This is a genomic window from Leptospiraceae bacterium (assembly GCA_015075105.1).
In the GTDB taxonomy this organism is placed as follows: Bacteria; Spirochaetota; Leptospiria; order Leptospirales; family Leptospiraceae; genus JABWCC01.
The window spans coordinates 765,948-789,600 of sequence record JABTUZ010000001.1 but is presented as its reverse complement, the minus strand read 5'-3'; the positions used below and the strand labels follow the sequence as shown (position 1 = coordinate 789,600).

General features: G+C 33.3%; 18 protein-coding genes. 10 read left to right on the top strand and 8 right to left on the bottom strand.

The features are described 5' to 3' along the window. The first annotated feature begins 206 nt into the window (after positions 1-206). From HS129_03845 to HS129_03830, 4 genes are read left to right on the top strand one after another with little or no spacing between them, the layout of a single operon-like run. Entirely contained in the window at positions 207-1,799 is a 1,593-nt protein-coding gene (locus HS129_03845) for a peptide ABC transporter substrate-binding protein (protein ID MBE7411184.1), read from the top strand. Next, positions 1,787-4,624, top strand: coding sequence for a TonB-dependent receptor (locus HS129_03840; GenBank protein ID MBE7411183.1), 2,838 nt, complete (start codon positions 1,787-1,789; stop codon positions 4,622-4,624). Before HS129_03845 ends, HS129_03840 begins: the two co-directional genes overlap by 13 nt. Before the next feature lie 19 nt (positions 4,625-4,643). Further along, a complete protein-coding gene (locus HS129_03835; GenBank protein MBE7411182.1) occupies positions 4,644-6,320 on the top strand; it encodes a HAMP domain-containing protein in 1,677 nt (558 codons plus the stop codon). A gap of 5 nt (positions 6,321-6,325) precedes the next feature. Further along, on the top strand, positions 6,326-6,667 hold the full coding sequence (locus HS129_03830; GenBank protein ID MBE7411181.1) for a tetratricopeptide repeat protein: 342 nt from the start codon (positions 6,326-6,328) through the stop codon (positions 6,665-6,667). A 77-nt stretch (positions 6,668-6,744) separates the two neighbouring features. Here the strand turns inward: HS129_03830 and HS129_03825 are convergent, their stop codons facing one another. After that, entirely contained in the window at positions 6,745-9,042 is a 2,298-nt protein-coding gene (locus HS129_03825; GenBank protein MBE7411180.1) for an SLC26A/SulP transporter family protein, read from the bottom strand. 208 nt (positions 9,043-9,250) lie between these two features. On the opposite strand from HS129_03825, the gene pepN reads away from it, so the two are divergent. From pepN to HS129_03810, 3 genes are all read left to right on the top strand, one after another. Continuing rightward, the gene (pepN, locus tag HS129_03820; protein MBE7411179.1) at positions 9,251-11,893 is read left to right on the top strand and encodes an aminopeptidase N; all 2,643 of its coding nucleotides are present in this window, start codon (positions 9,251-9,253) and stop codon (positions 11,891-11,893) included. A gap of 69 nt (positions 11,894-11,962) precedes the next feature. Next, positions 11,963-12,469 (top strand): Hsp20/alpha crystallin family protein, encoded by a 507-nt coding sequence (locus HS129_03815; protein MBE7411178.1) that lies wholly within the window; start codon positions 11,963-11,965, stop codon positions 12,467-12,469. A 204-nt stretch (positions 12,470-12,673) separates the two neighbouring features. Next, positions 12,674-13,729, top strand: a complete 1,056-nt coding sequence (locus HS129_03810) for a FecR domain-containing protein (protein MBE7411177.1) — start codon at positions 12,674-12,676, stop codon at positions 13,727-13,729. Between the two features lie 38 nt (positions 13,730-13,767). Here the strand turns inward: HS129_03810 and murC are convergent, their stop codons facing one another. From murC to rsmH, 7 genes are all read right to left on the bottom strand, one after another. Then, positions 13,768-15,162 carry a UDP-N-acetylmuramate--L-alanine ligase gene (gene murC, locus HS129_03805; protein MBE7411176.1) on the bottom strand — a complete coding sequence of 465 codons (1,395 nt, stop codon included), beginning with the start codon at positions 15,160-15,162 and terminating at the stop codon, positions 13,768-13,770. Then, positions 15,152-16,243 carry a UDP-N-acetylglucosamine--N-acetylmuramyl-(pentapeptide) pyrophosphoryl-undecaprenol N-acetylglucosamine transferase gene (locus HS129_03800; GenBank protein ID MBE7411175.1) on the bottom strand — a complete coding sequence of 364 codons (1,092 nt, stop codon included), beginning with the start codon at positions 16,241-16,243 and terminating at the stop codon, positions 15,152-15,154. The genes murC and HS129_03800 overlap by 11 nt, the downstream gene beginning before the upstream one ends. Beyond that, the gene (locus HS129_03795; protein MBE7411174.1) at positions 16,243-17,280 is read right to left on the bottom strand and encodes an FtsW/RodA/SpoVE family cell cycle protein; all 1,038 of its coding nucleotides are present in this window, start codon (positions 17,278-17,280) and stop codon (positions 16,243-16,245) included. The genes HS129_03800 and HS129_03795 overlap by 1 nt, the downstream gene beginning before the upstream one ends. Positions 17,281-17,389: 109 nt before the next feature. Continuing rightward, positions 17,390-18,499, bottom strand: a complete 1,110-nt coding sequence (locus HS129_03790) for a phospho-N-acetylmuramoyl-pentapeptide-transferase (protein ID MBE7411173.1) — start codon at positions 18,497-18,499, stop codon at positions 17,390-17,392. Between the two features lie 22 nt (positions 18,500-18,521). After that, a complete protein-coding gene (locus HS129_03785) occupies positions 18,522-20,021 on the bottom strand; it encodes a UDP-N-acetylmuramoyl-L-alanyl-D-glutamate--2,6-diaminopimelate ligase (GenBank protein MBE7411172.1) in 1,500 nt (499 codons plus the stop codon). Next, on the bottom strand, positions 20,018-20,368 hold the full coding sequence (locus tag HS129_03780) for a hypothetical protein (protein ID MBE7411171.1): 351 nt from the start codon (positions 20,366-20,368) through the stop codon (positions 20,018-20,020). Before HS129_03780 ends, HS129_03785 begins: the two co-directional genes overlap by 4 nt. After that, the gene (gene rsmH / locus HS129_03775) at positions 20,365-21,297 is read right to left on the bottom strand and encodes a 16S rRNA (cytosine(1402)-N(4))-methyltransferase RsmH (protein MBE7411170.1); all 933 of its coding nucleotides are present in this window, start codon (positions 21,295-21,297) and stop codon (positions 20,365-20,367) included. Before rsmH ends, HS129_03780 begins: the two co-directional genes overlap by 4 nt. Positions 21,298-21,546: 249 nt before the next feature. Here rsmH and HS129_03770 point away from each other — a divergent pair, with 249 nt between their 5' ends. From HS129_03770 to HS129_03760, 3 genes are all read left to right on the top strand, one after another. Next, positions 21,547-22,065 (top strand): HIT domain-containing protein, encoded by a 519-nt coding sequence (locus HS129_03770; GenBank protein MBE7411169.1) that lies wholly within the window; start codon positions 21,547-21,549, stop codon positions 22,063-22,065. 9 nt (positions 22,066-22,074) lie between these two features. After that, entirely contained in the window at positions 22,075-22,464 is a 390-nt protein-coding gene (locus HS129_03765) for a DUF393 domain-containing protein (protein MBE7411168.1), read from the top strand. A 93-nt stretch (positions 22,465-22,557) separates the two neighbouring features. Further along, a complete protein-coding gene (locus HS129_03760) occupies positions 22,558-23,577 on the top strand; it encodes a zinc-binding dehydrogenase (GenBank protein MBE7411167.1) in 1,020 nt (339 codons plus the stop codon). Positions 23,578-23,653 lie beyond the last annotated feature (76 nt).

Genomic DNA, 23,653 nt, shown 5'->3' with positions numbered 1-23,653 from the left:
TAACCTATATTTTTAGAGCTATTGGCTCTTTCAATCAATTCCTTATGAAATTTAGGCAGTTCTTGCTATACATATTTATCACATTACAGATTCTCTCTAAATACTGAAAATTTTTCAACAATACGAGAACACTAAAAATATGAGAAGTTCATTCTTCGATTTTTTTGTCCGATAATTATAGAGTATTGCAATTTTTATAAGCCAAAATGAAACTACGAAAAATTTTTATATTGATTCTTATCATATTTTTTTCAGAAAATTCACCCAATTTTTCTCAAAAAATTCCTGAAAGGAAAGAAGTCTTGGTACTTTTATCATCTTCAAACAGGTTTTATGAAGAAGGACTTATTGGTTTGCGATCCACATTGCAAGTAGAGCCTAAAATTCAATTCATTGACATTATTGAGTCTGAATACCCAAATATAGACAATTACTTTAAAGAAGTACAATCTACAAAGCCGGACTTAGTAATAACATTCGGTTTAAAAGCTACACAGTTAGCGAAGGAATACCTATCCAATATTCCCATTATGTTTTCGATGGTCAACTCCCCAAAGACTTTAAACTTAAATAAGAATAAAATTTGTGGGGTCGTCAGTGAAATTGAAATTAAAGAATATTTTCAAATATTAAAAGATATATCTCCAAATATAAAAAAAGTTTATTCATTTTACAGTGACCAAACAGGAGAACAACAAGCTACTGAAGGAGATTTCAACGATCTGAAATTTAACTTTTTATACACCAAAAGAAAAGTAAACCCGAATATAAATTTTCAGTCAGTATTAGACCAAATTAAGGGAGAAGTAGAAGCCATTCTCATGGTAAACGATCGCCTGTACAATCAAAAAAACTTTGAGATACTTTCTAATTTTTGTAAAAAAAATAAAGTTATCCTAATTACGAGTTTCCCTTCCATACTGAAAGCAGGAGCTACTTTCAGTATCAGCCCGGATTATAACAAAATTGGAGTACGCTCTGGTGAGTTAGCAAATCAATTATTATTAAAAAGCCAAGAATGCAAAGAAGGCCCTTTTTTATTTTTGCAAGAGTCTATTTTTGCAGTCAATGAATCTTATGCAAAAGAGTCAGGAGTCGTGCTCCCTTCTTCAATTATTGAGAGGGCAAGACTAAGCAGAATTTTTTCAAAAGGAGTGTATCTCTTAAATACTGGAAAAGTAAAATCTGCAAGAAATATTTTTATAGCACTCTCCAAAAAAGATCCAGAAAATAAAAATATAAAAGAATACATTCAAAAAGCTACAGAAAAATTGACCGGAGAACAAACCCACCTCTTACTGATTCAAGGGAAAGACTATTACGAAAAGAAAAACTTTAGTTCGGCTTTAGAAATTTTTAAAAAAGTTTTATCGTTAAACCCCGACTCACTTGAAGCACAACACTATTTAGAAGAATCAAAAAAATCGGCAAGTGAAAAAGAGTACAATGAAGCGATTCAACTTCTATCGAATAAAAAAGTTTTTGATAGCTACAAAAAACTAAAAATATCATTAGAAATTTATCCGAACAACCAAAAAGTGAAAGATAAAATGGCTCAAATTCGATCAGAAGAATACCATAAAATTTCATCCTATCTTGAATTGGGAAACGAATTGTACAATTCCAGAAAATACAAACAAGCTTTGGAAATCTTTGACCTTGTCCTACTTCTCTTTCCTGAAAATAAAGAAGCTCAAGAATACTCAAGGCTTTCTAAGAAGAAAGACAAGGCTCTCGTTGACCATCTAAACTGCTCTGAAAAGAAGGATAAGAAATGTAGATTCTTATGGAAAAAATGAAAATAGAAATGAGACAATTTTTAAAAAAGAGATACATATTTCCATTGATATTTCTATGTCTTTGTATTTTTCAATTTGAAAAATCTGAAATCATCTCTCAAACAAAAAAAATCAATTCCGGTATTATTTATTTAGCTCCTTTCACTTCATTTAAGTCTCCAGAAAATTCTATAATTTCAAATAAAATTTACAGTTCTTTAGAAAAAAGGCTTTCTCATTTAGGGTTTCGAGTAGTGAATTCGAAAGGGAAAAATCTAAATTTGAATTTGCAAGATGCAAAAGAAGCAAAAGCTATTTTTTACGTTGAAGGGCTTTACAAAAAAACTTCACAATCAGAAAATCTAAATTTGTATGGGCAGATTTACAATCCTGAAACAGGCTTTTTGATAGATGCAATCAATGTAGAAGAAGATTTAGGCTCTACCGAAGAAGGAATCGTTCTCGATAAGCAAGAAATGCAAATCCCGGATGATACGAGCATCTCTGAATTCACAACAAAGCTTTCCGACAGACTGAGAACCAATTCTAAAAGAGCCGTTAAAAGTGAAAATATCGACGAATACGTAATAGGCTCACCAATCGGACAAGTTAAAAATTTTCCTATACAAAAAGAAAATATAGAAAGCGACATTGCTGATGTTTTTAAGATTTTTGAGGAGACTGAAGTTGTAACCGCGTCAAAAAAAGCACAAAAAGTATCTGAAGCCCCGGCGAGTATTGTAGTAATCACTGACAAAGAAATTCAAAAAAAAGGTTATAACACGATTCTCGATATTTTAAGAGATGTTGCAATGATCGATATTAATTCACCCGGTCAAGGGTATCTACTTGATATTGGTGGACGAGGGATCAATAGCAATCTAAACATGGGTAAATACTGGCAAATTCTAATCGATGGGCATGACATGACATGGAGACAATTTTACAGAAACTACCTTTCCCCTGCTTGGCTGTCCGTTGACAATATCAAAAGGATTGAAATTGTAAAAGGCCCAAACTCGGCTCTGTGGGGAGCGAACGCGGTACTTGGGGTAATGAATATTATCACGAAAGACAATAAAGATGTAGGAGACGGACAAATCTCTGCACTCGGTGGCTCTAACTCTACCTTAGGTGGAAATATAACAGGCTCAAAAACTTTTGCAGAAACCGGACAAATTTACTCTACTCTTTCTTATTATAATGAAAATGTTCCAAGAAAGATCAAGGAATGGTCTGATGTAAAAGGCAGAGATGTTTACAACACCGGAAACGATAGCAAATACGTGAATTCCTATACTAAAATTAAATACAAAGATTTTATGTTGAATACAATGTTTAGCCAAGATAATGGCAGAAAAGGAATCAGCCAATACAGCGTTGGGGGAAATACTCTATTTCAAATCAATAAATACTACGCTGACCTACTCTGGGAAAAAAAAGTTACAGAAAGATTAGAGCTTCGTTCCTCTATTTACTATGATCAAACAGAATGGGGAAAAGACGCAAGATACGAAGATAACCCTTACAATGGTCCGATCACAGACCCTGCAAAACCGGCTAAAAATAAATTAGGTACCCAAAGGTTTATCCAACCAATGAAAGGAGCCGATAAAATTTCCGGATTTCGTTTCCTAGCAAATTATGATATTTTAAGAAATATGTCGATCATTGCGGGTGGAAATTATGAATATCGCTACACTACTCTATGGTATTTCCCGGAAACGATAGGAAACAATTATTCCGATGTACCAAAATTTAACACTTTTCAGCACGGGACTTACGCCCAATGGAGTTACACTCCTCACAAAATGATCAATATCAACGCCGGAATACGTTACGACTTCGATAGTATTTTTCATTCAAAAAATAGCCCTCGAGCAGGGTTAATCCTAAAACCAAAAGATAATGTTGTAATTAAAATGATGTATGGTGAGGCATACAAGGCTCCATCTATTTTTGAATTGTACTATGCAAGAGCAAACTCAACTTTTGGAAATCCAAATTTAAAGCCTGAGTCCAACAAAACTTATGAGTCACAAATTATCTATACTCCATTCAATTGGTTAGTTAGTAAATTTACAGTTTACAGTATCCTCATCAGTGATATTATTTACTACCAAGTAAGAGATAGAAGAGAAAAGCTGTACGGAGAGAGTAGTTTCAAAGTCAACGACAGACCCACAGGCACATTCGACTATCGACAACAAGCCAACTCTACAAACGACTATAGAAGTAAAGGTGGGGAAGTTGAATTTGATTTACGACCTATGAAAAATCTCACAATATCTTTTAACGGATCCTTTAGATGGATGGATGAGGTGAAAAGTGAATTAGCGTATAAAGCAAATCTCGCCCAAGTTTTTTTGACTAAGACTAAGCAGTACGACGACGATACAATGAAACGAAGCTCTACTCTAAACTACGCAGCAAAAACCCAATACAGCTCAAGCGTTTCTTATACATTCAAAGACAACTATACATTTACTTTAATCGGAAGATACGTTAGTGATAAAGGAGTTCCTTCGACCACAAATACCGCCAACCTTTCAAAAATTGGAAGTCCCGGGTACCTACCTATAGACACAACTCCGGGAGAGCCGGGATACTATTATAATAATCCAATCGACACAACAATCAAAGCCCCATCTTACTATTTATTGAATTTTGTTTTCTATTGGTCCAATATTACAGAAAATCTTGACTTGATGGTAAGAATAGATAACTTAATGAATAAAGAATATTATGATGCAGGTGCGCTTGCAGCAGGAACTGGTACGTTTGATGTTTTGTACAATCAACCGGGTAGAAGTATTTATTTTAAAATTCATTTTAAATCATTTTGACGGATAAAACATAAGAGACATGCATAAATTAATTACAAAATTATTCTCGCCTGGTTTAAAAGTAAAAATGATTCTTCTTGCTTCAGGAATTGTGGTGCTTAGCATATCTCCTGTCTCGTTATTAGTTCTCTGGCAAAATGAAAGAGTCATCACTGAAAAAACTTTAGAAGTCTGTAAAAATATGGCTCAAAATATCGCTAATTTTGCAACAGAAGAATTATTAATCAATGAAACTTATGATTCTACACAAACTTCAATCTACAGATTAAAAGAATTAAACGTGAATGCTTTAAACGACGCTTATGTATTGAATGTAGAAGGACAAATCATTGCAGATATGAACAAAACAAGACTGAATACTTTTGCTTCAGAAAAATTAATCAATGAAGTTCAAAATATTTCCAATCTCTCTTTATCCGAATTTTCCAATGAGAACAAAAAAGTCAACTTACGTTTTATTTACCCGATTTTTATGAGCTACGGCGAAAAAAATATGAAGCTTGGAGCTGCTGTTTTTGAGTTTGATAAGAAATTAGTCTATGCTCCCATAAACAAGATTAGGGACACAATTATTCTTACCTCAGTTATAGTTTTTTCTTTTGCTGTCATTATCGGAATCATAGCAGCTATTGTACTCACTCGTCCGATATTGCAACTCTCTAAAGGTGCAAATATAATTGGTGGAGGAAATCTAAACCACAGAATCAAAGTTCAAAGTTCTGACGAGATTGGTGAGCTTGCATTTTCATTCAATGACATGACCGCAAAAATTCAAGATTTGATGAATAATTTAGAGCAAAAAGTCATTGAAAGAACTATAGAGTTAAAGCAAGAAAAAGAAAAAAGCGAAAGTCTTTTACTCAACATTCTCCCGATGAAAATCAGCGAAGAGTTAAAAGAAAATGGTCATGTAGAGTCAAGGCTTTACCATTCCACTTCTATTCTATTCACGGATTTTAAAGGATTTACGAAAGTCGCAGAAATTATGGATCCAAAAGAATTGCTCATGGAATTAGAAAGGTGCTTCATTAAGTTTGATGAAATTACAGAAAGGCACACATTAGAAAAACTCAAAACTATTGGTGACGCTTATATGTGTGCAGGAGGAATCCCCGAAGAAAATAATTCTCACCCTATTGATACCTGTGTGGCAGGGCTACAAATGCAGAATTTCATGGAGGAGAAAAAACGAATTAAAATTCTAAACGAAGAGCCTTACTGGGAGATGAGGCTCGGAATTCATACCGGTCAGATTATGGCAGGTGTGATTGGAAGGAAAAAATTTGCCTACGATATATGGGGGGATACTGTCAATACTGCTTCCAGAATGGAGTCCTCCGGTGAACCAGGAAAAGTCAATATTTCAGAAACTACTTATAGTTACATAAAAGAATTTTTTGAGTGCGAATACAGAGGAAAAATTCCGGCAAAAAATAAAGCTCCCATAGGAATGTATTTTGTAAACAGAATCAAGAAAGAATACTCAAAAGATGAATTGGGTGTTGAACCCAACGACAAATTTTATGAACAAAGAAAAAAAATCATAAATCAAAAAATACAAATTTCAATTCCTCAGGTTGACCCGGAAATACAACAGGTGAAAATTCAAAGCTCTGAAACCTTAGATTATTTCATTCATACCAGCACACAAAAGAAAGATAAATCACAAGAGTCAAAGTCTAAAAAAAAACTCTAAAAGAAATGTATAAAAAAGCAATCTATTTGTATTCTTCAAAAGATTACAGCAATTCTCTAACTCTGTTTCAAGAGATACAAATCTTAGAAGGCGACACTTCTCAAGTGCTCTTAAAAATTGCAAACTGCTTTTTGCGTATTGAACGATTTGAAGATGCAATTCTTAATTTTAAGAAATGCCTCGATTTAGATCCAAAAAATTTTCAAGCGATGAACAACCTTGGGTACGTATATTTTAAAACGAAAAAATATAGAGAGGCAGAAACTCTATGGGAAAAAATAATTGAGATAAACCCAAACTCTGAGGTAGCCAAATTAAACTCCTCTCGTTTACAAAAGATAAAATAAGTATCAAAAGGGTAATATAAGAAATTCTTCCGATTGCAAAAATACTCTTTCTACATAGTCTATCTTCAGCAAGAGTTTCAATTTTCTAATTCTGAAATAATACTGTGACTCATCCTAAGCCTTGATGTGATTTCTTTACTGATATTTTCCAATAGCTTGATGATGATTTCCGGGTGCATCTTTCTTAATTCCAAAAAAGAATTGTACGACAACGAATAACACACTAAGTGGTCATTTGCTTCTAAATTGGCAGATCTCGGCTTTTTGTCTATCAAAGCCATTTCTCCGAATACTGTACCTGGACTAAATACGATAAGTCTTTTATATTTATTTTCGGATAGATTTATAGAAACAGTTGCTGTCCCTTCTGTGATGATAAACATTTCATCTCCCGGATCACCTTGTCTAAAAATTGTTTCTCCAATATTAAATACCCTCTCTTCTAAGTAAGGCCTTAGAATAGAAAGGTCTTCTTTTGTGAAACCCTGAAATATATCTGTTTTCTCTAACGGAATTTCCTTATAGTTCATATCAAAAAGATCAATTAAATTAGAAGCCCTATCTTCCTCTTTCATTGTCGAATCCGGACTCATTCTTCTGACAAAATTGTAGTTAATCAAATAATCTTCTGCGTATTCCAATGCAATATCCGTATCTGGGAAAAAATGTTTTTGACCGATTGAATTTAAAATTCCCGTATCCTGCAAAAAATACCAAATTTTTCCATGAGTATCTAAGTTGGTAACAAAAAGATGCACGTCTATTTTCTGGAGACTTTTAAATATTTTTTCTAAAACCTTGGCTCCGGTAATATCTATCTCAACTACCCTTTTTAAATCTATAATCACAAAACGTATTTGATCGTCCAACTTGTCGATTTCATCGGCGAGCCTTTCCGAAGAACCGAAATACAAATACCCTTCCAATTCAAAGACAACTATTTTTCTCCCTTCATCATAGAGAATTTCCATAAAGCGAGAATCTCTTTGCTTTTTAGAAAATATTTTACCACCATAGTATTTTTTCCGAATTCCCGATTGAGATGTTTTCATTGCAAGTAAAAGAATTGTCAACCCAAGACCTAAAAAAACAGAAAACACCATGTCCACAATAACCGAAGTAGCTGAAACAACAAAGATCACAAGGACGTTAGTTGCCGTCTCTGTCCAATTGTGCACCTTCCTTTGTATTATTTTTTTTAAAATCCTAAGACTCCACCGATCAAACATCTGAATACCAATAGCAATCAAAATACCGGCGAGAACAACCTTGGGAATATACTTCATTTCAGTAGCAAAAAAGAGTACAGAAATCAATACAAAAATTCCACTGATCCCACCACTCAACTCAGTACGCCCTCCCGATTTATAATTCGCAAGCGCACGAGATGCTGTCCCTGCCCCGGAAAGCCCTCCAAAACAAGCCGAAATCAAATTCCCAAGTCCTTGCCCTATTAATTCTTTATTGCAATCCGACTTTTGATGGGTGAAACTTTCTACTGCTAAACTATTTACCAAAGTGTCAATAGATGTTAATAGTGTTAAAACTACAATCGCTGGAAAAATACTTAGAATAGTTTTCAATACTTCAACGCTGGTAAATAAACTAATAAATTCGGGGATGTATTTAGGTGTAGGAAATTCGATTCCGACAGCCCCCATTACAGGACCCAATTCTTTTTCAAACCCAAGAAATATAAAAATATAATAAGTGAGTGCCCCCATAAAAAGCCCAACTACAGGACTCGGTAAATTTTTAGTTATCCTATTTGGAAATAAAATAAAATACACAGTAACAAGCCCTACAATAAAAGTCAAAATCTGTATTTGACTTGGGTCTTGAAAAACAGTCGAGAAAAAGTCATGCCCTTTCACCCCAAAAAATATACTCAATTGGTTTGTAATAATCAGTATGGCTGTTCCGTTGATAAATCCGGCTATTGTAGGGTAAGGAATGAATTTAATAAAGTTTCCTATTTTCATCATTCCAAAAATTACTTGAAACAATCCAGATAGAAAAATCGAAAAAAAGAGTATAGTGATAATTAAAGAAATTGCAACTGGATCGTTCAGATCGGCTTTCATCCCAATTAGCAACCTTGTCAAAATAGAGCTAAGTATAAGTGTAATTGAGCCTTTAGGTCCTGAAATCATGGTAGGAGTTCCTCCAAAAAGAGAAGAAACAGTTCCATTAAAAACTACACACAATAAACCGGCAACAGCACCTAAGGCAATATATTTTTCTCCCAGTGGTGCAAAAGCCAAAACTCCATAAGCTAAGGCACTCGGAATAGAAAGTATAGCTGCAGACACTCCTCCATAAAAATCTCCTTTTAGATATTTCTTATAGATGAGTATTTTATGAAAAATTTGCATTACAATTTCAGTATTTTTTAGAGAGAGATTTTAAACTATATTAATTATCGACACATTCAATTCGCTATTTCATCCATACCAATCTATTTGACTTAAATTTACAGAATTTTGAAATGAAAAATTATTCTTTACAAATAAAAAGACTTGTTACAAAATCAGTATTCTTAAAAAAATAGATTTTCACATATCGACTCTATAGGGAATTTTTATGAATTATTTCAAATTTGGGTTAATAGTTGCCTTAACCTGCTTTACACTGCTATCCACAAATTGCAAAGGCTCTGAAACAAATAGGTCCAAAGCCAACCTGAGCCACGAAACTGCAAAAAAAAGAAAAGAAATTATAAGCGGTCTGCATTATATTTTAAATATTGATTTAACCGATAAGGAAAATTTAAAAGTAAAAACGAAAATTCTGTTTCAGTTAAAGTCGATAGAAAATATTCATTTAGATTTTGAAAATGGAAATGTATCCGATTTTTCGATCAATTCAGAAAAAGTAATTCCATCTCAAGAATACTATGAAAATTCAATCCCCCTTCCTGCTAATTTTTTAAAGATTGGAGAAAATACAGTCAACATAGAATATACAAAATCGTATTCTCGAAACGGAACAGGTTTACATAAGTTTATAGACCCGGAAGATGGTTCTATATATTTTTACACTCAGTTTGAAGCCTTCCACGCAAATAAAGTATTTCCATGTTTTGATCAACCCGACCTCAAAGCCGACTTCCAGCTAAATTTAATTACACCAAAAGATTTTAGTGCAATCAGCTCTACCCTTCCTAAGCTAACAGTAGATAGTGGAGTAAACAAATTCAACTTTCCGGTTTCTAAAATTTTTTCGACTTATCTTTTTTCTATAATTGCGGGCCCTTACTCTGAATGGAAGTCTCAATATAAGTCCATTCCACTTCGACTGTACTCAAGAAAATCAATGGCAAAATTCGTAAATTCGGAAGAATGGTTTTTAATAACAAAACAAGGCTTGCAATTTTTTGAAGAATATTTTGCAATCCCCTACCCATTTGGGAAATACGATCAAATTATTGTACCAGAATTCAACTCCGGAGCCATGGAAAATGTAGGTGCAGTTACATTTTCAGAAAGATATCTGTCCAGAGGAGTTCCCACTCGAAATCAAAGAGAGTCTATAGCGAATGTAGTGTTGCACGAAATGGCTCATTTTTGGTTTGGAAACTTGGTGACTATGGAGTGGTGGAACGGGCTTTGGCTCAATGAAAGTTTTGCTACCTATATGGCGAGTCTTGCCCAGTTTCAAGCAACCGAATTCAAAGAATCTTGGATTACATTTTTTCAAAAAATGAAAATTTGGGCATACAAAGAAGATCAACTGAGTACAACCCATCCGATTGAATCCGTTGTACCAGACACGAATCAAGCTACTGCCAATTTTGATGGAATTACCTACGGCAAAGGAGCGTCTGTCTTAAAACAATTAGCTTTCTATGTGGGTGAAAACAATTTCCGAGATGGAGTAAGAGATTACCTAAAACAAAATAGTTTTAAAAATGCAAACTTAGTGGATTTTTTACAACCAATCGAAAAAAGATTCGGCAAAGAATTAAAATACTGGTCAAAGGAATGGTTGGAAAAAGAAGGATTAAATGAAATTCAAGCCGACTTTCAATGCAGTAATAAAAAAATTACCAATTTTCATATTCTTCAAACAAATTCAACGAACTCTACTATTTTTAGAACACACAAAACAAAACTGCAATTGATAAGCGAATTTAGCGCCGGGTTAAAGGTCAGTAACGAAATAGACGTTGTTTACAAAGATAAATCTACAGAAATCCCACAGTTAAAAGGCATGGACTGTCCCATCTTTGTTTCCCTGAATTCAAAGGACATGGATTACGTAAAATTTATTATGGATCCGGTTTCTTTAAATAATTTAGAAAAAGTATTAGAAAACCTAACAGAAAAAGACCTGCTTGCAAAAACAGTAATTTGGGCGAGTTACTGGGATATGGTATTAGATGGAAAAGTTTCTATCAACACCTACAAAGACTTTGTATTAAAAAATATAGCCAAAGAAAATAATGAAAAAATTTTACGATTTGTACTTCCTACAATCCATTCTGATTCCGGAGTTTCTTATTATACTTCTTTATTTTGGGAAGACTATAGAAAAGAAACTAAAGAACTTACTGAATTACAAAACTTTTACAAGAAAAATTTACTTCTATCAGAAAAAGGTTCCGATATTCAAAAACTTTGGTTTTATGGATATATAAACCTGTCGGATGAAAATTCTAAATACAATGACCTGCTGCAAATTTTGGAAGAGAAAAAAACTATTGAAGGATTAAAAATTGACCAAGATATTAGATGGACAATTCTACAAAAACTTTCAACCGGTAACTTACCTATTGTAAAGGAATTGGTAAAAGCAGAATCCGAAAAAGACAAAACACAAAGAGGGAAGGATTTTGCGATTGCGTGTCAAGCCTCTTACAATTCTAAAGAATCCAAACAAAAATTTCTTCAAAAAATCTTAGCCCCTAAGTCTGAATACTCAAACACCACTCTTCGAGTGATTGCAAATTCTTTATTTCCAATAAATCAAAAAAATTTGCAATCTGAATTTACAAGGGAAATCTATTCAGGGTTAAATACAATCGAAGTTTACAGAGACGATTCATTTATCGGGAACTATGTGAAATCTTTAGTCCCCTCGAATTGTGATGAAAAAAGTCAAAACGATATTAGTGATTATTTGATACGGAAAAATATGCGACCCTCACTAAGAAAAAATCTCATTCAATTAAAAGACCATGAAATAAATTGCCTGAAATTACGAAAAAAACAAAAATCAGAATAAAAAAAAATCTTGATATTTTTACTATAGACTTTCAAGGTTTGGTCAATATCATATTAAGGAGATTTTTTTATGAAAGATATAATTCCATCATGGGCAAGAGAAAGAGGAGATATTTTCAGGAGAGACTTTGACACAGCTTTTGCAAATATCCAAAAAGATTTAGACAATCTATACGGAAATTTTCTTGGAGGACTTAGCGGGTTTAAAAAGAATATCGCAGAATCCGAAAAATATCTTAAAAGTTTTGTTCCCTCTGTAGATATTGTAGAAAATGACAAAGAAATTACAGTAAAAGCAGAGCTCCCAGGATTAGATGCAAAAAATGTGGAAGTCAGTCACACAGACGATTCTCTAACCATTCAGGGAGAAAAAAAAGAAGAGAAGAAAACCGATAAAGACGAATACCACTTATTAGAAAGTGCTTACGGAAGTTTTAAGAGGGTTATCGGACTCCCACAAACTGTTGACCTTTCTAAATTAGAAGCTCATTTTCAAAATGGAATTTTAACTATAAAAGTTCCTAAAAAAGCAGACGCACAAAAAGCTTCTAAAAAAGTAGATATAAAAACTTCTTAATTTCTGCACCCAGAATCTATTTCCTGCCGTATTTTTATTGCATGAAGTAGGTTTCCCTTATAAAAAATCAACTCAACCCTCTTTTTATATAGATTTTTTTCTTTTTTTTTATAAAAATGGTTGTGTTGTATTTATTTTTCTCTCGACGTTTTATGAATTTAGATAATAATTAGTATTTTCGGAGGAACAATGAATAAAATATTTATGACGCTACTGCAAAAATCCCTTTCAGGGCTTTTTACAACGCCTGAAAATGGCACTTTTATTGGCTTTTTGAACAATTGCTTTTTCAAAAAACGACTTTTTGTAGGTACGCCATTTATTGGAATAGTTATTTCAGCTTTGACAATCCTTGGAATAGGAAATTGTAAAGGCGCTAATCAAATTACAGACCTGCAAGGCGGGGTGTTTACCTTCATCAAAGGAGACGTGAAACTTTTTGATATAATGGGTAAGCTGAAACCTATAAAAGTAGAAGGATTTTTTCTGCCTACCGATGAAATCCGCACTGGGAAAGATTCTGTAGCGGATATTCAGTTAATGGACGGAGTAATCATCCGAATCAAGCAAAATTCAATTATCACTCTAAAGAAGATTTGGGTGGACTCTGGAAGAAAAGAAATGGCAGCAAATATAGAGCTAAATAAAGGTGCTTTATTTGCTAAGGTTGTTTCTAAACTTACAAAAAATAGCTCGTTCAATGTAAAGACACCGACCTCTGTGGCTGGAGTTAGAGGAACTGAATTTTTAGTCCAAGACAATGGAGACAAATCAGATGTTTTGGTAAATGATGGTACAGTTGCGGTCAATGCAGTTGACGACGACAAACATATCGGAGAAGAAGTAGTTGTAGAAGAAGGACACAAAGTTACTACAAATAAAGACAACAATATTAAAAAATCCGAGCTTACCGAAGAAGAAAAAAACTCTCTTAAAGAAGATTCTCAAAGTGTTCAATCAATTACCGAAGACGCAAGAGCAAGGATCCAAGATATTTTAAAAGATTTTGAAGAGAACAAAGCAAGAATCAAACAGCACTTAGAAGACCAAAAAGAATCGAATAGACTTGAATTAGAGGGACAAAAAGATAAAAACAGGCAAGAATTAGAAGATCAAAAAGCCAAAGATAAGGCAGAACTTGAATCTGTGAAAGGTAGCACCAATATAGAGAAAGATGCTCTCAAAACAAAAGGTAAATCCGATATGGATGAAATCAAAAAAGACAAAGGAAGTCTAAAAGACAAACTTGCTCCAAATTAAGATTTAAGATAAGTGTCCTAAGTCCTCTTTTCATTTTTCTAAATTGAAGAGGACTTTTCTTTTTGCTTTTTTTGTAAAAATAACTCTCCCCATTTCCTGACATTCCCTGCACCCAAAGTCACGAGTATATCATCTTTCTTTAAAAACTTTATTAAAATTTCTATATCCAAAGTCAAGTCTCCTGTCAGTGGATAGATTTTTCTCAAATCTAAAGAATTTTCAAAAATCAATGCCGAGGTAACTCCTTCGATCTCCTCTTCTCCGGCAGAATAGATAGGCAATAAAAAAACAAAGTCGCTTTCGCTTAGTGCAAGTGAAAATTCTTTATACAATTCTTTTGTTCTCGTAAACCTATGAGGTTGAAATAGAATCACACAACGAGAATCTTTGCCTTTCATTTGCTTTACAGATTGAATTACTGAAAGTATTTCTGTTGGATGGTGACCGTAATCATCGAACACTTGAATGCCGTGTGTATTGCCGATAAATTCCAATCTTCTTTTTACGCCTAAATATTTTTTTAGAGTATTTATGGAATCTTCAATAGATACTCCCGCTATTTCTGATGCAAGTATCGCAGCTAAGGAATTTTTTAAATAGTGCTCCCCCTTAAAAGGCAGAACAACTTGATACTTAGTGTTATTTTTTTGAAAATGCAAAATATCTTTTTCAATAGAAAAATTCACTTGTGAGCTATCGGACTCATTTTTATCGGAATAACCTAAAATCCCCGCTTTATCAGGAATCAATTTCATAGTTTCACTAACTCCTGAATCAGACAAACAAACCACCGACTTAGAATTTTCATTGTTTTCTATAAATCTTGCGAAATTCAATTTCAAGTTTTCAAAAGTTTTGTAATAGTCTAAATGGTCGTTGTCAATATTTGTAACAATTTTTACTTCGGGAGAAGAGTTTAAAAAAGTCCCATCGGATTCATCTGATTCATAAACTCCCCATTCTCCCTCGCCCCATCTCCCACCTCTTCCACCCAAAAAAGAAACCTCTCCTCCAATCATTACAGTTGGATCCAATCCATTTTCTAATAGAATTTGAGCGATCATAGCCGTTGTTGAAGTTTTACCGTGCGAGCCTGCAACTGCAATAGATTTTTTAGTCTTGAATATATTGTGCAAAATTTCAGAACGATGAAATTCTGGGAGATTTTTTTCTTTCAGCTTTAAATATATTGGATTCGTTGATCTATCTATTGCAGTAGAGTAAATAATTGCGTCAATTGTTGATAAGTTTAAATTTTCTATAGTACTGAAAATTTTAGCTTTACGCTCTTTTAATTTTTCTAAAACAGATGAGTCTGAGGATTTGTCGCTACCAAAAACCTGATACCCAAAATCAAGAAGTATATGAGCTAATGGAGACATCCCAGAGCCTCCAATCCCTATGAAAAAAGGAGAAGTAAATTTAAGATTCATGTTTTTCTTTTAAGAAAAAATTTAGAGTATCGTATGACGCATTAATCCTCGAAAGAGATAGAGACATTTTAGATGCTTCGTTCAATATTTCTAAATTGGATGACATCGATAGCAGTAGTTTTACAAGCTCGGTCTCGTCCTCACTTTCACTGTTAATTATAAATGCAGCTCCGTTAGATTCAAAATATTTAGCATTCATCTCTTGATGATTGTCTGCGGCATAAGGATAGGGAATTAGAATCATCGGAATAGCAAAAACTGCACACTCTGAAAGCACACCTGCACCCGACCTTGCAACTACTAAGTTTGCCCACTCGTAGTGCTCCTTCATATCAATAGAATAAGAAATTAAGTCCAATTGTTTTGTATTTTTCTTTTTTGTTTCTTCATACAGAGAAGTACCGGTGAGCATCCGAAAATTTATTTTCTGAGCGACCTCGTCATTTTCCATTGCACGTATCACCATATTATTGATTTGTCTTGAGCCTTGAGAGCCTCCCATAACCAGTACATTTAACTTCTCTTTTTTCTTTGCAGAGATTTCTCTATTGACCTTGATAGAAATACTTGGAATCACTTTTTTACGAATAGGATTCCCAATAATCTTAAAATTATTTTGTAGTTCTGTTGTATCCGATAACGGGAAACTCAGCGCAACTTTTTTTGCAAAATTTTTAAATAATTTATTCACTCTTCCCATGACACAGTTTTGTTCACACAGAAAAATATTTTTTCTAAATACGATTGCATAGATTAGTGCAGGTAAACCAGAATACCCGCCCATAGAAATCACTACATCTACTTTCAACTTACGAAATTGGAAAAAAGTAATCAGCAAATTTTTTGTAAATAGGATCGGAAAAATGAGAAAGTTCCATTTAGACAATCTTGGAGAATCATGCCATACAACCAGACAAGGTGGATTTTGTAAGTCCGGGTTATTCAGGTTTCTTTTGACAGAGTGAATTATTACCGATTCACACTCGAAATGATCTTTGAATTCTATGAAAGTTTCTGCAAGAGCGATACCGGGAGAGATATGCCCACCTGTGCCACCGGCAGAAATCACTACTGTGCGTATCAAGTTAGATTCTCTTTTCTTGTAATATTTGTCAAAATTCCAAGAGACACCATCATTGTTAAAATAGACGACCCCCCATAACTTATAAACGGGAGGCTGATTCCTGTAATCGGAAATACACCGGTTACAACAAATAAATTTATCAAAATCTGAATGCTAAACATTGTAATAATACCTACTCCAAGATAAAATCCAAACAGATCTTTTACTTTTTTAATAAGATAGAAAGCTCTAATAATTAAAAGTAAAAAAAGTGATAAAAGAATTATAAACCCCAAAAATCCATAATCTTCTACAAAGGTAGCCATTACAAAATCTGTGTGACTATAAGTCAAATACCGATGAGAATACCCTAATGAAATAGGATTACCAAACAATCCCCCATCAGAAAATGCACGAAAAGAAGAAACCAATTGATGCCCCTCGTCAAATCTATATTTATAAGGATCGAGCCAGACTTCTATTCTTTTTTTCCTATATCCTACTTTATCTACCAAAATAAACATAAGAGGAATCATAGCAACAAGAGAAATAATTAAATTTTTTAATGGAAACCCATCTAAAAAAATAAGAGTCACTATTACAAAAATAACCGCCATGGTAGTCCCAAATGCAGGCTCTGCAATAATCAAAACTAACTCAATTCCAACAAGCAGTGAAGGAAACAGAAATATTTTATAATTTTTTACTTGGTTCGATTTTATTTTTACTAAAAATGCTGAAAGGTAAATCACCATTGCCAGTTTTGAAAATTCTGATGGCTGGTATTGAAATGGGCCGATCCCGATCCAACGATGAAAATTTCTACCATAGTAGGCGCTTACAGATTTACCTACTCCGGGTAAAAAGACTAATACTAAGAGAAACACAGAAAACACAGCTATATAAATTGCAAACTTCTGCAATAGATTATATGGTAAAAGTGAAAAGCTGATATACACAACTAAAGAAATACATATCCACACAAATTGTTTTTTTAAAAAATACATTGGATCGTTGAATTCACGCTCAGCTGTAACCGCAGAGCTTGAATACATAATGGATATACCAAATAAAAGTAGAGTAAAAATAGAAAAGACCAAAATGATATCCACAGGGTCTTCTGAATTTTTCCAAAATTTTATAATTTTAGATTTTAGATTCACGCTATTGAATCTTCAAAGTCGATAAGGAGATAAGTGCAAGAATGATTGCACAAATCCAAAGTCGAATTACGATTTTTGTTTCTTTTAACCCATGCAATTCAAAATGGTGATGGATGGGTGCCATTTTAAAAATTCTTTTCCCTGTCAATTTAAAAGAGCCGACTTGAAGGATGACGCTTAACGCTTCGACTACAAAAACACCTCCTAAAATAATAAGCAAAATTTCTTTTTTCAATAGAATTGCAATCATTCCAAGAGTTGCCCCTAAAAATAAAGATCCTGTGTCCCCCATAAATACCTCAGCTGGGTGAGCGTTAAACCATAAAAATCCAATGAGTGATCCAGTTAAAGCAGATAGGAAGACAGAATATTCATGAGCACCCGGAAAATACGGTATATTCAAATATTTTGCAGCTACAGGAGTTCCAGACACATAGGAAATAATTCCTAAGGTAACAGTGGATATGATCACTGTTCCTGTTGCCAGTCCATCTAAGCCATCGGTTAGATTGACTGCGTGAGATGACCCTATAATTACTAAGATCGAAAACGGAATAGCCAAAATTCCTAAATTGATCAAGGGCCCTTTTAAAAAAGGGATAAACAAATCTGTCAAAGTAAATGAAATTCCTCTGGAATCAGAGCCTACACTTCCTGTCTTCAAAAAGAAGATAAGGCAAAATGAAATAGAGATAAGAATAGAAAGTATAAATTTGACTCGACCCTTCATCCCCCCTTTTATCTTTAAAACTGATTTTTGATAATCGTCAATAAACCCAAGAATTGAGAATAAAAAACTAAACACTAATAGTAAAATTACATTCGGATTTTTTAAATTTCCCCATAATAGAACAGAGATTAGTAAAGTAGAAATAATCATGACCCCACCCATAGTCGGAGTGCCCGATTTAGACTCATGGGTCTTGGGTCCATCATTTCGAATGCTTTCTTTGAATTTCAAATCGTGTAAAAAGTTTATAATCTTCTTACCCAATAAAAAAGATAGCAGCATAGAAGTCAAACCGGCCATGAGCGCCCGAAAAGTCACATAACTGAAAATCCGGAAAAAACCCGGATCCTCTGAAAATAATTCAAAAATCCACTGGAACATATACTATATTTTCGGGAGTTTTCTAATTTTTACGAAATGCTTTTTTTATTTCTTCTTCATCACTAAAATAAATTTTCTTCTTCCCCAAAATTTGGTAATCTTCGTGTCCCTTCCCGCAAACTAAAAGTATCTCACCCTGTTTCAATAATTTTACCCCTTTTTGGATGGCTTCACTTCTATCAGAAATTCTATAGAAATTTGTATAATTTTTTGAGAAACCCGAAACTATATCGTCTATAATTTTTTCTTGGTCTTCGGTTCTTGGATTGTCAGAGGTAACAATCACTAAGTCGGAATATTTTTCTGCAATTTCTCCCATTAACGGTCTTTTTGTTTTATCTCTATCTCCCCCACAACCAAACAAAGTAACAAGTCTTTTTTGAGTAAGCTCTCTTGCACTTTGAATCACATTCTCTAAAGCATCCGGAGTATGCGCATAATCTACAATTGCTAATTTTTCGCCTGAGTTGTCATAAATTTTTTGAAATCGACCGGGAACAGATTTTAAATTTGTTAAATTCTTTGCAACCCTATCCGAGGAAAATCCGAATTTTTCACACGCTATATAGGCTAAAGCAGAATTAATCGCATTAAAATTTCCTAAAAGGTTTGTTTGTATTTTCCTAAAGACTTTTTTTTGTATATCAACAATAATGTATTGTGTTTCAAAAGAAGTAATTTGAATATTTTTTAGTTCAAAATTTTCACCACCCAAGATATAAATGGGATAAGAACAATTTTTACTTTTTAGTATTTCAACAAATTCTAACCCTCCCGGAAAATCTTTGTATACAATACCAAACTTTTCCGGTACACTACTTTTTTCTAACAACTCAAATAGTTTCAATTTACTATTTCTATAATCTTCCATATTGATATGAAAATCTAAATGATCTACAGTGAGATTTGTAAATATTGCCGCGTAAAATTCAACCCCGTTTAATCTGCCTAACTTCAAACCATGAGAGCTTGCCTCCATGAAAACATATTCAACTCCAGCCATCTTCATATCATAAAAAATTTCATGAAGGAAAGGTGCGTCAGGAGTAGTGTATCCTGTTTCTATCGACTTCCCGTCATAATAAGTTTGAATTGTTCCGATTATTCCACATTTTTTATTTTCCTTTGTCAATAGATCGTAAAGAATATGGGTAACAGAGGTCTTCCCGTTTGTTCCTGTAACTGCAACAACTTTTAAAAATTTTGATGGATGATTTTTTAAAGCTGATGCAAGATAACCTACAATAGTTTCAGGATCATCTTCTGATTCCATTACGATTTCAAACTTATTTGTGTCGAATGAATATTTAGAGCCTTTTTTAATTAAAACTGCGTTTGCTTTTTTTGATAACGCATCTTCTAAAAAATTTGGAGTCCTATCCGCAAAGGATTCATTTACACAATAAATATCTCCCTGTGATATTTTTCTTGAATCTGTATGAATATACGAGACTTCTAAATTTGGATTATTTTTTTGAAGCGTTATGCGATAGGCTTCTAAAGGGAGGTCTTCTATTTTCAATTCTTTCTTTCGTCTTTCTCGGTTATTCTAAATTCTTTATCGGGAGGAAGTGTTACTGTAATTATTTTATTTTCCGCGGATATTGGAAGATAATTGTACGTCTTTCTGTACAATCCCTCAATTCTTTCTGCAGACGTGTATTCAGCTATTCCTATTTTAAGGTCATCATTTTTCTTTGTAAACTCTTCTTTTTTAATAGTCATTTTTCTGATTTCCCTACTCAACATAGAGTACGATACATTTTGCCATACATAGAAAAAGAAAAGGAGAGCGGGCATGAGAACAAGTCCAAACAATTTAAACATAAAGGTAACTGTATAGATATGATTTTTAATATATTCTTTCATATTTCTTTTCTTTGGATCGCTCTTAACTTTGAAGAGCGAGAAGCGTGGTTTCCTCTAATTTCTACCTCTGATGGAATTATCGGCTTTTTTGTTAAAATCTGAAATCCTCCTTTTTTCAAATTGATCATAGAGTGTTTCACAATTCTATCTTCAAGAGAATGAAAAGAAATAATGCACAGTATTCCGTTTTTATTTAATAATTTCGGAAGATTCTGAAAAGCGTCACTCAAGTGTTTTAATTCAGAATTGACTTCAATTCTAAGAGCTTGAAAAATCCTAACACCCGGGTGTGACTTTGGAGGCCAAAATTTCCTTGGGATAGTTCTCTCTATAAGTTTAGACAAATCGAATGTAGTTTGAATCGGATTTCTTCTTCTCTCTTCTACGATTTTTTCGGCAATTTTTCTTGACCAATTTTCTTCACCGTAATTCAAAAAAATCTCTTCTAACTTTTTTTCGCTATAATTCTTTAGGATTTCTTTTGCTGTAACAGTCCCGTTACAGTCAAGTCTCATGTCTAAGTCCTCGTCTTGTTTAATCCCAAAACCTCTGTTTGACTTTAGATAGTGGGTCATAGAAATCCCCGCATCGATTAGAATCCCATCTACACTTTTTGGGAAATGCAATTCAGTTAAAAGATTCTCATCTATTTGTGAATAGTTGCAGTTGTAAAAATAAGTCCTGTCCTTATATTTACTCAATCGCTCTTTAGCTCTTTCGAGCATTTCAACATCTCGGTCAATAAGTAAAATTTTGGAATTTGGAAAATAGTCTAATATCGCAATAGAATGTCCACCTTCTCCAGCCGTACAATCCAAAAATATTTTTGACTGGCTATCCCCTAAGAAATCAAATATTTTGAGAACTTCTTCCGTCATTACAGGAATATGGGTTGGTTGTAATTCAAACGATTCACTCAAAGTTTTCATCAACTAAAAATATTTTTTATTCCCATTGGGACAAGTACACTTTTTATTAAATACAATTCTAAGCCACAGTCAAGCATTATTATCCACGACTTACAGTTGAACATTTATAAAACTTTTTTTAAAGATTTGCAGTGAAATCTTAAAGTGCAACTTTTGTACAAATTTTCTATTTGATGAAAAAACTGTCTTTTACAGGCATTCATTCATAAATTCACTTGCAATATTTAAAAATAAAATTCCACTTGAACTATGGGAAGTAAATACAATATACAAAACCCAAGAAAGAATCTATTTTCCGTCAATAAATTAAAATATGCAAAAGGAGACAGACCCAAGGTTGACTGCATTCTTTGTGGAGTAAAAGACAATGATCCCAATGTACCGAATCTTATTATCGTTTCCACTGAACTGTCCGTACTTTCCGTAAATTTATTTCCTTACAACCCGGGTCATTTAATTGTATTTCCAAAGCGACATTTGTTGAATTACGAAGATATACAAGAAGAAGAAATTCTTGATATGCACAAACTAACTACAAAATCAGTTAAACTTGTTTCAGATAAGTGGAATGTTAAGGGATTCAATATCGGATATAATATAGGTCAAAACAGTGGAGGCTCTATCCCGCACATTCACCAACATATTGTCCCCCGGTTTCCGAATGAAGTCGGTTTTTTGGATGTGTTTGCCAATACAAGAGTAGTAATTTATGAGCCATATAAAATGGTAGAAGAGATTAAAAAACTCTGGAATGAAAATACAGACTAAGACTGTACGATGAAAGTCATATTCTTTGATGGTGTTTGTATTTTGTGCAACAGTTTCATCAACTTCATAATAGATCACGACAAAGAAAAAATTTTTCAATTTTCACCAATTCATTCAACTCTATTTTTGCAAACATTCCCATCTTCAGAAGAAATTTCCACTCCTGATTCGATCTTTTTTTTGGACGAAAAAGAAAAACTAAAAAAATCGACTGCTATTTTACAAATCCTATTTTTGCTATTTCCAAGATTTAGAAATATTTTTTTATTACTAACTTGTATTCCTGAACAGGTTCGTGACTTTTTCTACGACTTTATCGCAAAAAACAGATACAGGATTTTTGGAAAAAAAATATCTTGTAGAATTTCAGACAAGTCAATTCATGATAGATTTATTTAGAAATTGGAGTTTTCTCTTAAAAAAAATAATCAATTGGATTTATGATTATAGAAAATATTTTTTGTAATCAATTTTCTTTCGTGGAGTGAAATTTTGAGACGATTGGTGTATAGAATAGCAAAAGCAGGCTCCATCAAAAACTTAAAACTCATCGAAGAGGAAATTCCTACTCTAAAAGAAAATGAAGTTTCGATAGAGGTTCACTCTATTGGATTGAATTTTGCCGATATATTTGCAATCACAGGACTCTATAGTGCAACACCAAAAGAGAGCTTCATTCCAGGCTTGGAATTTTCAGGCAAAATAATCCAAACAGGAAAATCCGTAAAAAAATGGAAGTCAGGAGAAAAAGTCATGGGAGTGACCCGATTTGGAGCCTACTCCACTCATCTAAATGTTGATGAGAAGTATATCCGTAAACTTCCTAAAAATTGGGATTACTTTGAAGGATCAGCATTTCTTACACAATCTCTGACTGCTTATTACGCTCTTCTTCCATTAGGGAATTTAAAAAAGGGAGACACTGTATTAATTCATAGCGCTGCGGGAGGGGTCGGAATTTTTGCAAATCGAATCGCTAAAAAATTCGGAGTTTATACCATAGGGACGATAGGAGATGAATCTAAGTCTGATTTTTTAAAAAGTGAAGGATACGATGATATAATCGTAAGAGACAAACATTTTTCTGAAAATATAAGAAACGCAGTTGGCAAAAGAAAACTAAATTTAGTATTAGACTCTATAGGTGGAAGTATTTTTCAAAAGAGCTACGAAGCACTTTCTCCAACCGGAAGGATAGTCACCTATGGTTCCGCGAATTTTACTCCAAAACGCTCCAGACCTAATTACTTAGCAGTTATTAAAAATTATTTTCTAAGACCGAAAATAGATCCACTGCAAATTATATCTGAAAATAAATCTGTTTTAGGATTTAACTTGATTTGGCTATGGGAAGAAATTGATACGTTAGGCAACTTGTTGAATGAAGTTCAAAATTTAAAATTAGAGCCACAATATATCGGAAAGATATTTCCTTTTAAAGAAACAATAAATGCTCTAAATTATTTTCAGTCAGGAAAAAGCATCGGCAAAATTGTTCTTTCTGTAGATTGATTTGATGATAAAAAAAATAATTCTATTATAAGTTTTTTTGAATAAAATGGAACCTGTTTTTTTCGATTTTTTATCC

Coding starts and splice junctions, on each gene's coding strand:
- HS129_03830 (MBE7411181.1), top strand. CDS start 6,326: ATGTATAAAAAAGCAATCTATTTGTATTCTTCAAAAGATTACAGCAAT.
- HS129_03780 (MBE7411171.1), bottom strand. CDS start 20,368: ATGAAAGAATATATTAAAAATCATATCTATACAGTTACCTTTATGTTT.
- HS129_03825 (MBE7411180.1), bottom strand. CDS start 9,042: ATGCAAATTTTTCATAAAATACTCATCTATAAGAAATATCTAAAAGGA.
- HS129_03835 (MBE7411182.1), top strand. CDS start 4,644: ATGCATAAATTAATTACAAAATTATTCTCGCCTGGTTTAAAAGTAAAA.
- pepN (MBE7411179.1), top strand. CDS start 9,251: ATGAATTATTTCAAATTTGGGTTAATAGTTGCCTTAACCTGCTTTACA.
- murC (MBE7411176.1), bottom strand. CDS start 15,162: ATGAATCTTAAATTTACTTCTCCTTTTTTCATAGGGATTGGAGGCTCT.
- HS129_03845 (MBE7411184.1), top strand. CDS start 207: ATGAAACTACGAAAAATTTTTATATTGATTCTTATCATATTTTTTTCA.
- HS129_03815 (MBE7411178.1), top strand. CDS start 11,963: ATGAAAGATATAATTCCATCATGGGCAAGAGAAAGAGGAGATATTTTC.
- HS129_03795 (MBE7411174.1), bottom strand. CDS start 17,280: ATGTATTCAAGCTCTGCGGTTACAGCTGAGCGTGAATTCAACGATCCA.
- HS129_03810 (MBE7411177.1), top strand. CDS start 12,674: ATGACGCTACTGCAAAAATCCCTTTCAGGGCTTTTTACAACGCCTGAA.
- HS129_03770 (MBE7411169.1), top strand. CDS start 21,547: ATGGGAAGTAAATACAATATACAAAACCCAAGAAAGAATCTATTTTCC.
- HS129_03840 (MBE7411183.1), top strand. CDS start 1,787: ATGGAAAAAATGAAAATAGAAATGAGACAATTTTTAAAAAAGAGATAC.
- rsmH (MBE7411170.1), bottom strand. CDS start 21,297: ATGAAAACTTTGAGTGAATCGTTTGAATTACAACCAACCCATATTCCT.
- HS129_03790 (MBE7411173.1), bottom strand. CDS start 18,499: ATGTTCCAGTGGATTTTTGAATTATTTTCAGAGGATCCGGGTTTTTTC.
- HS129_03765 (MBE7411168.1), top strand. CDS start 22,075: ATGAAAGTCATATTCTTTGATGGTGTTTGTATTTTGTGCAACAGTTTC.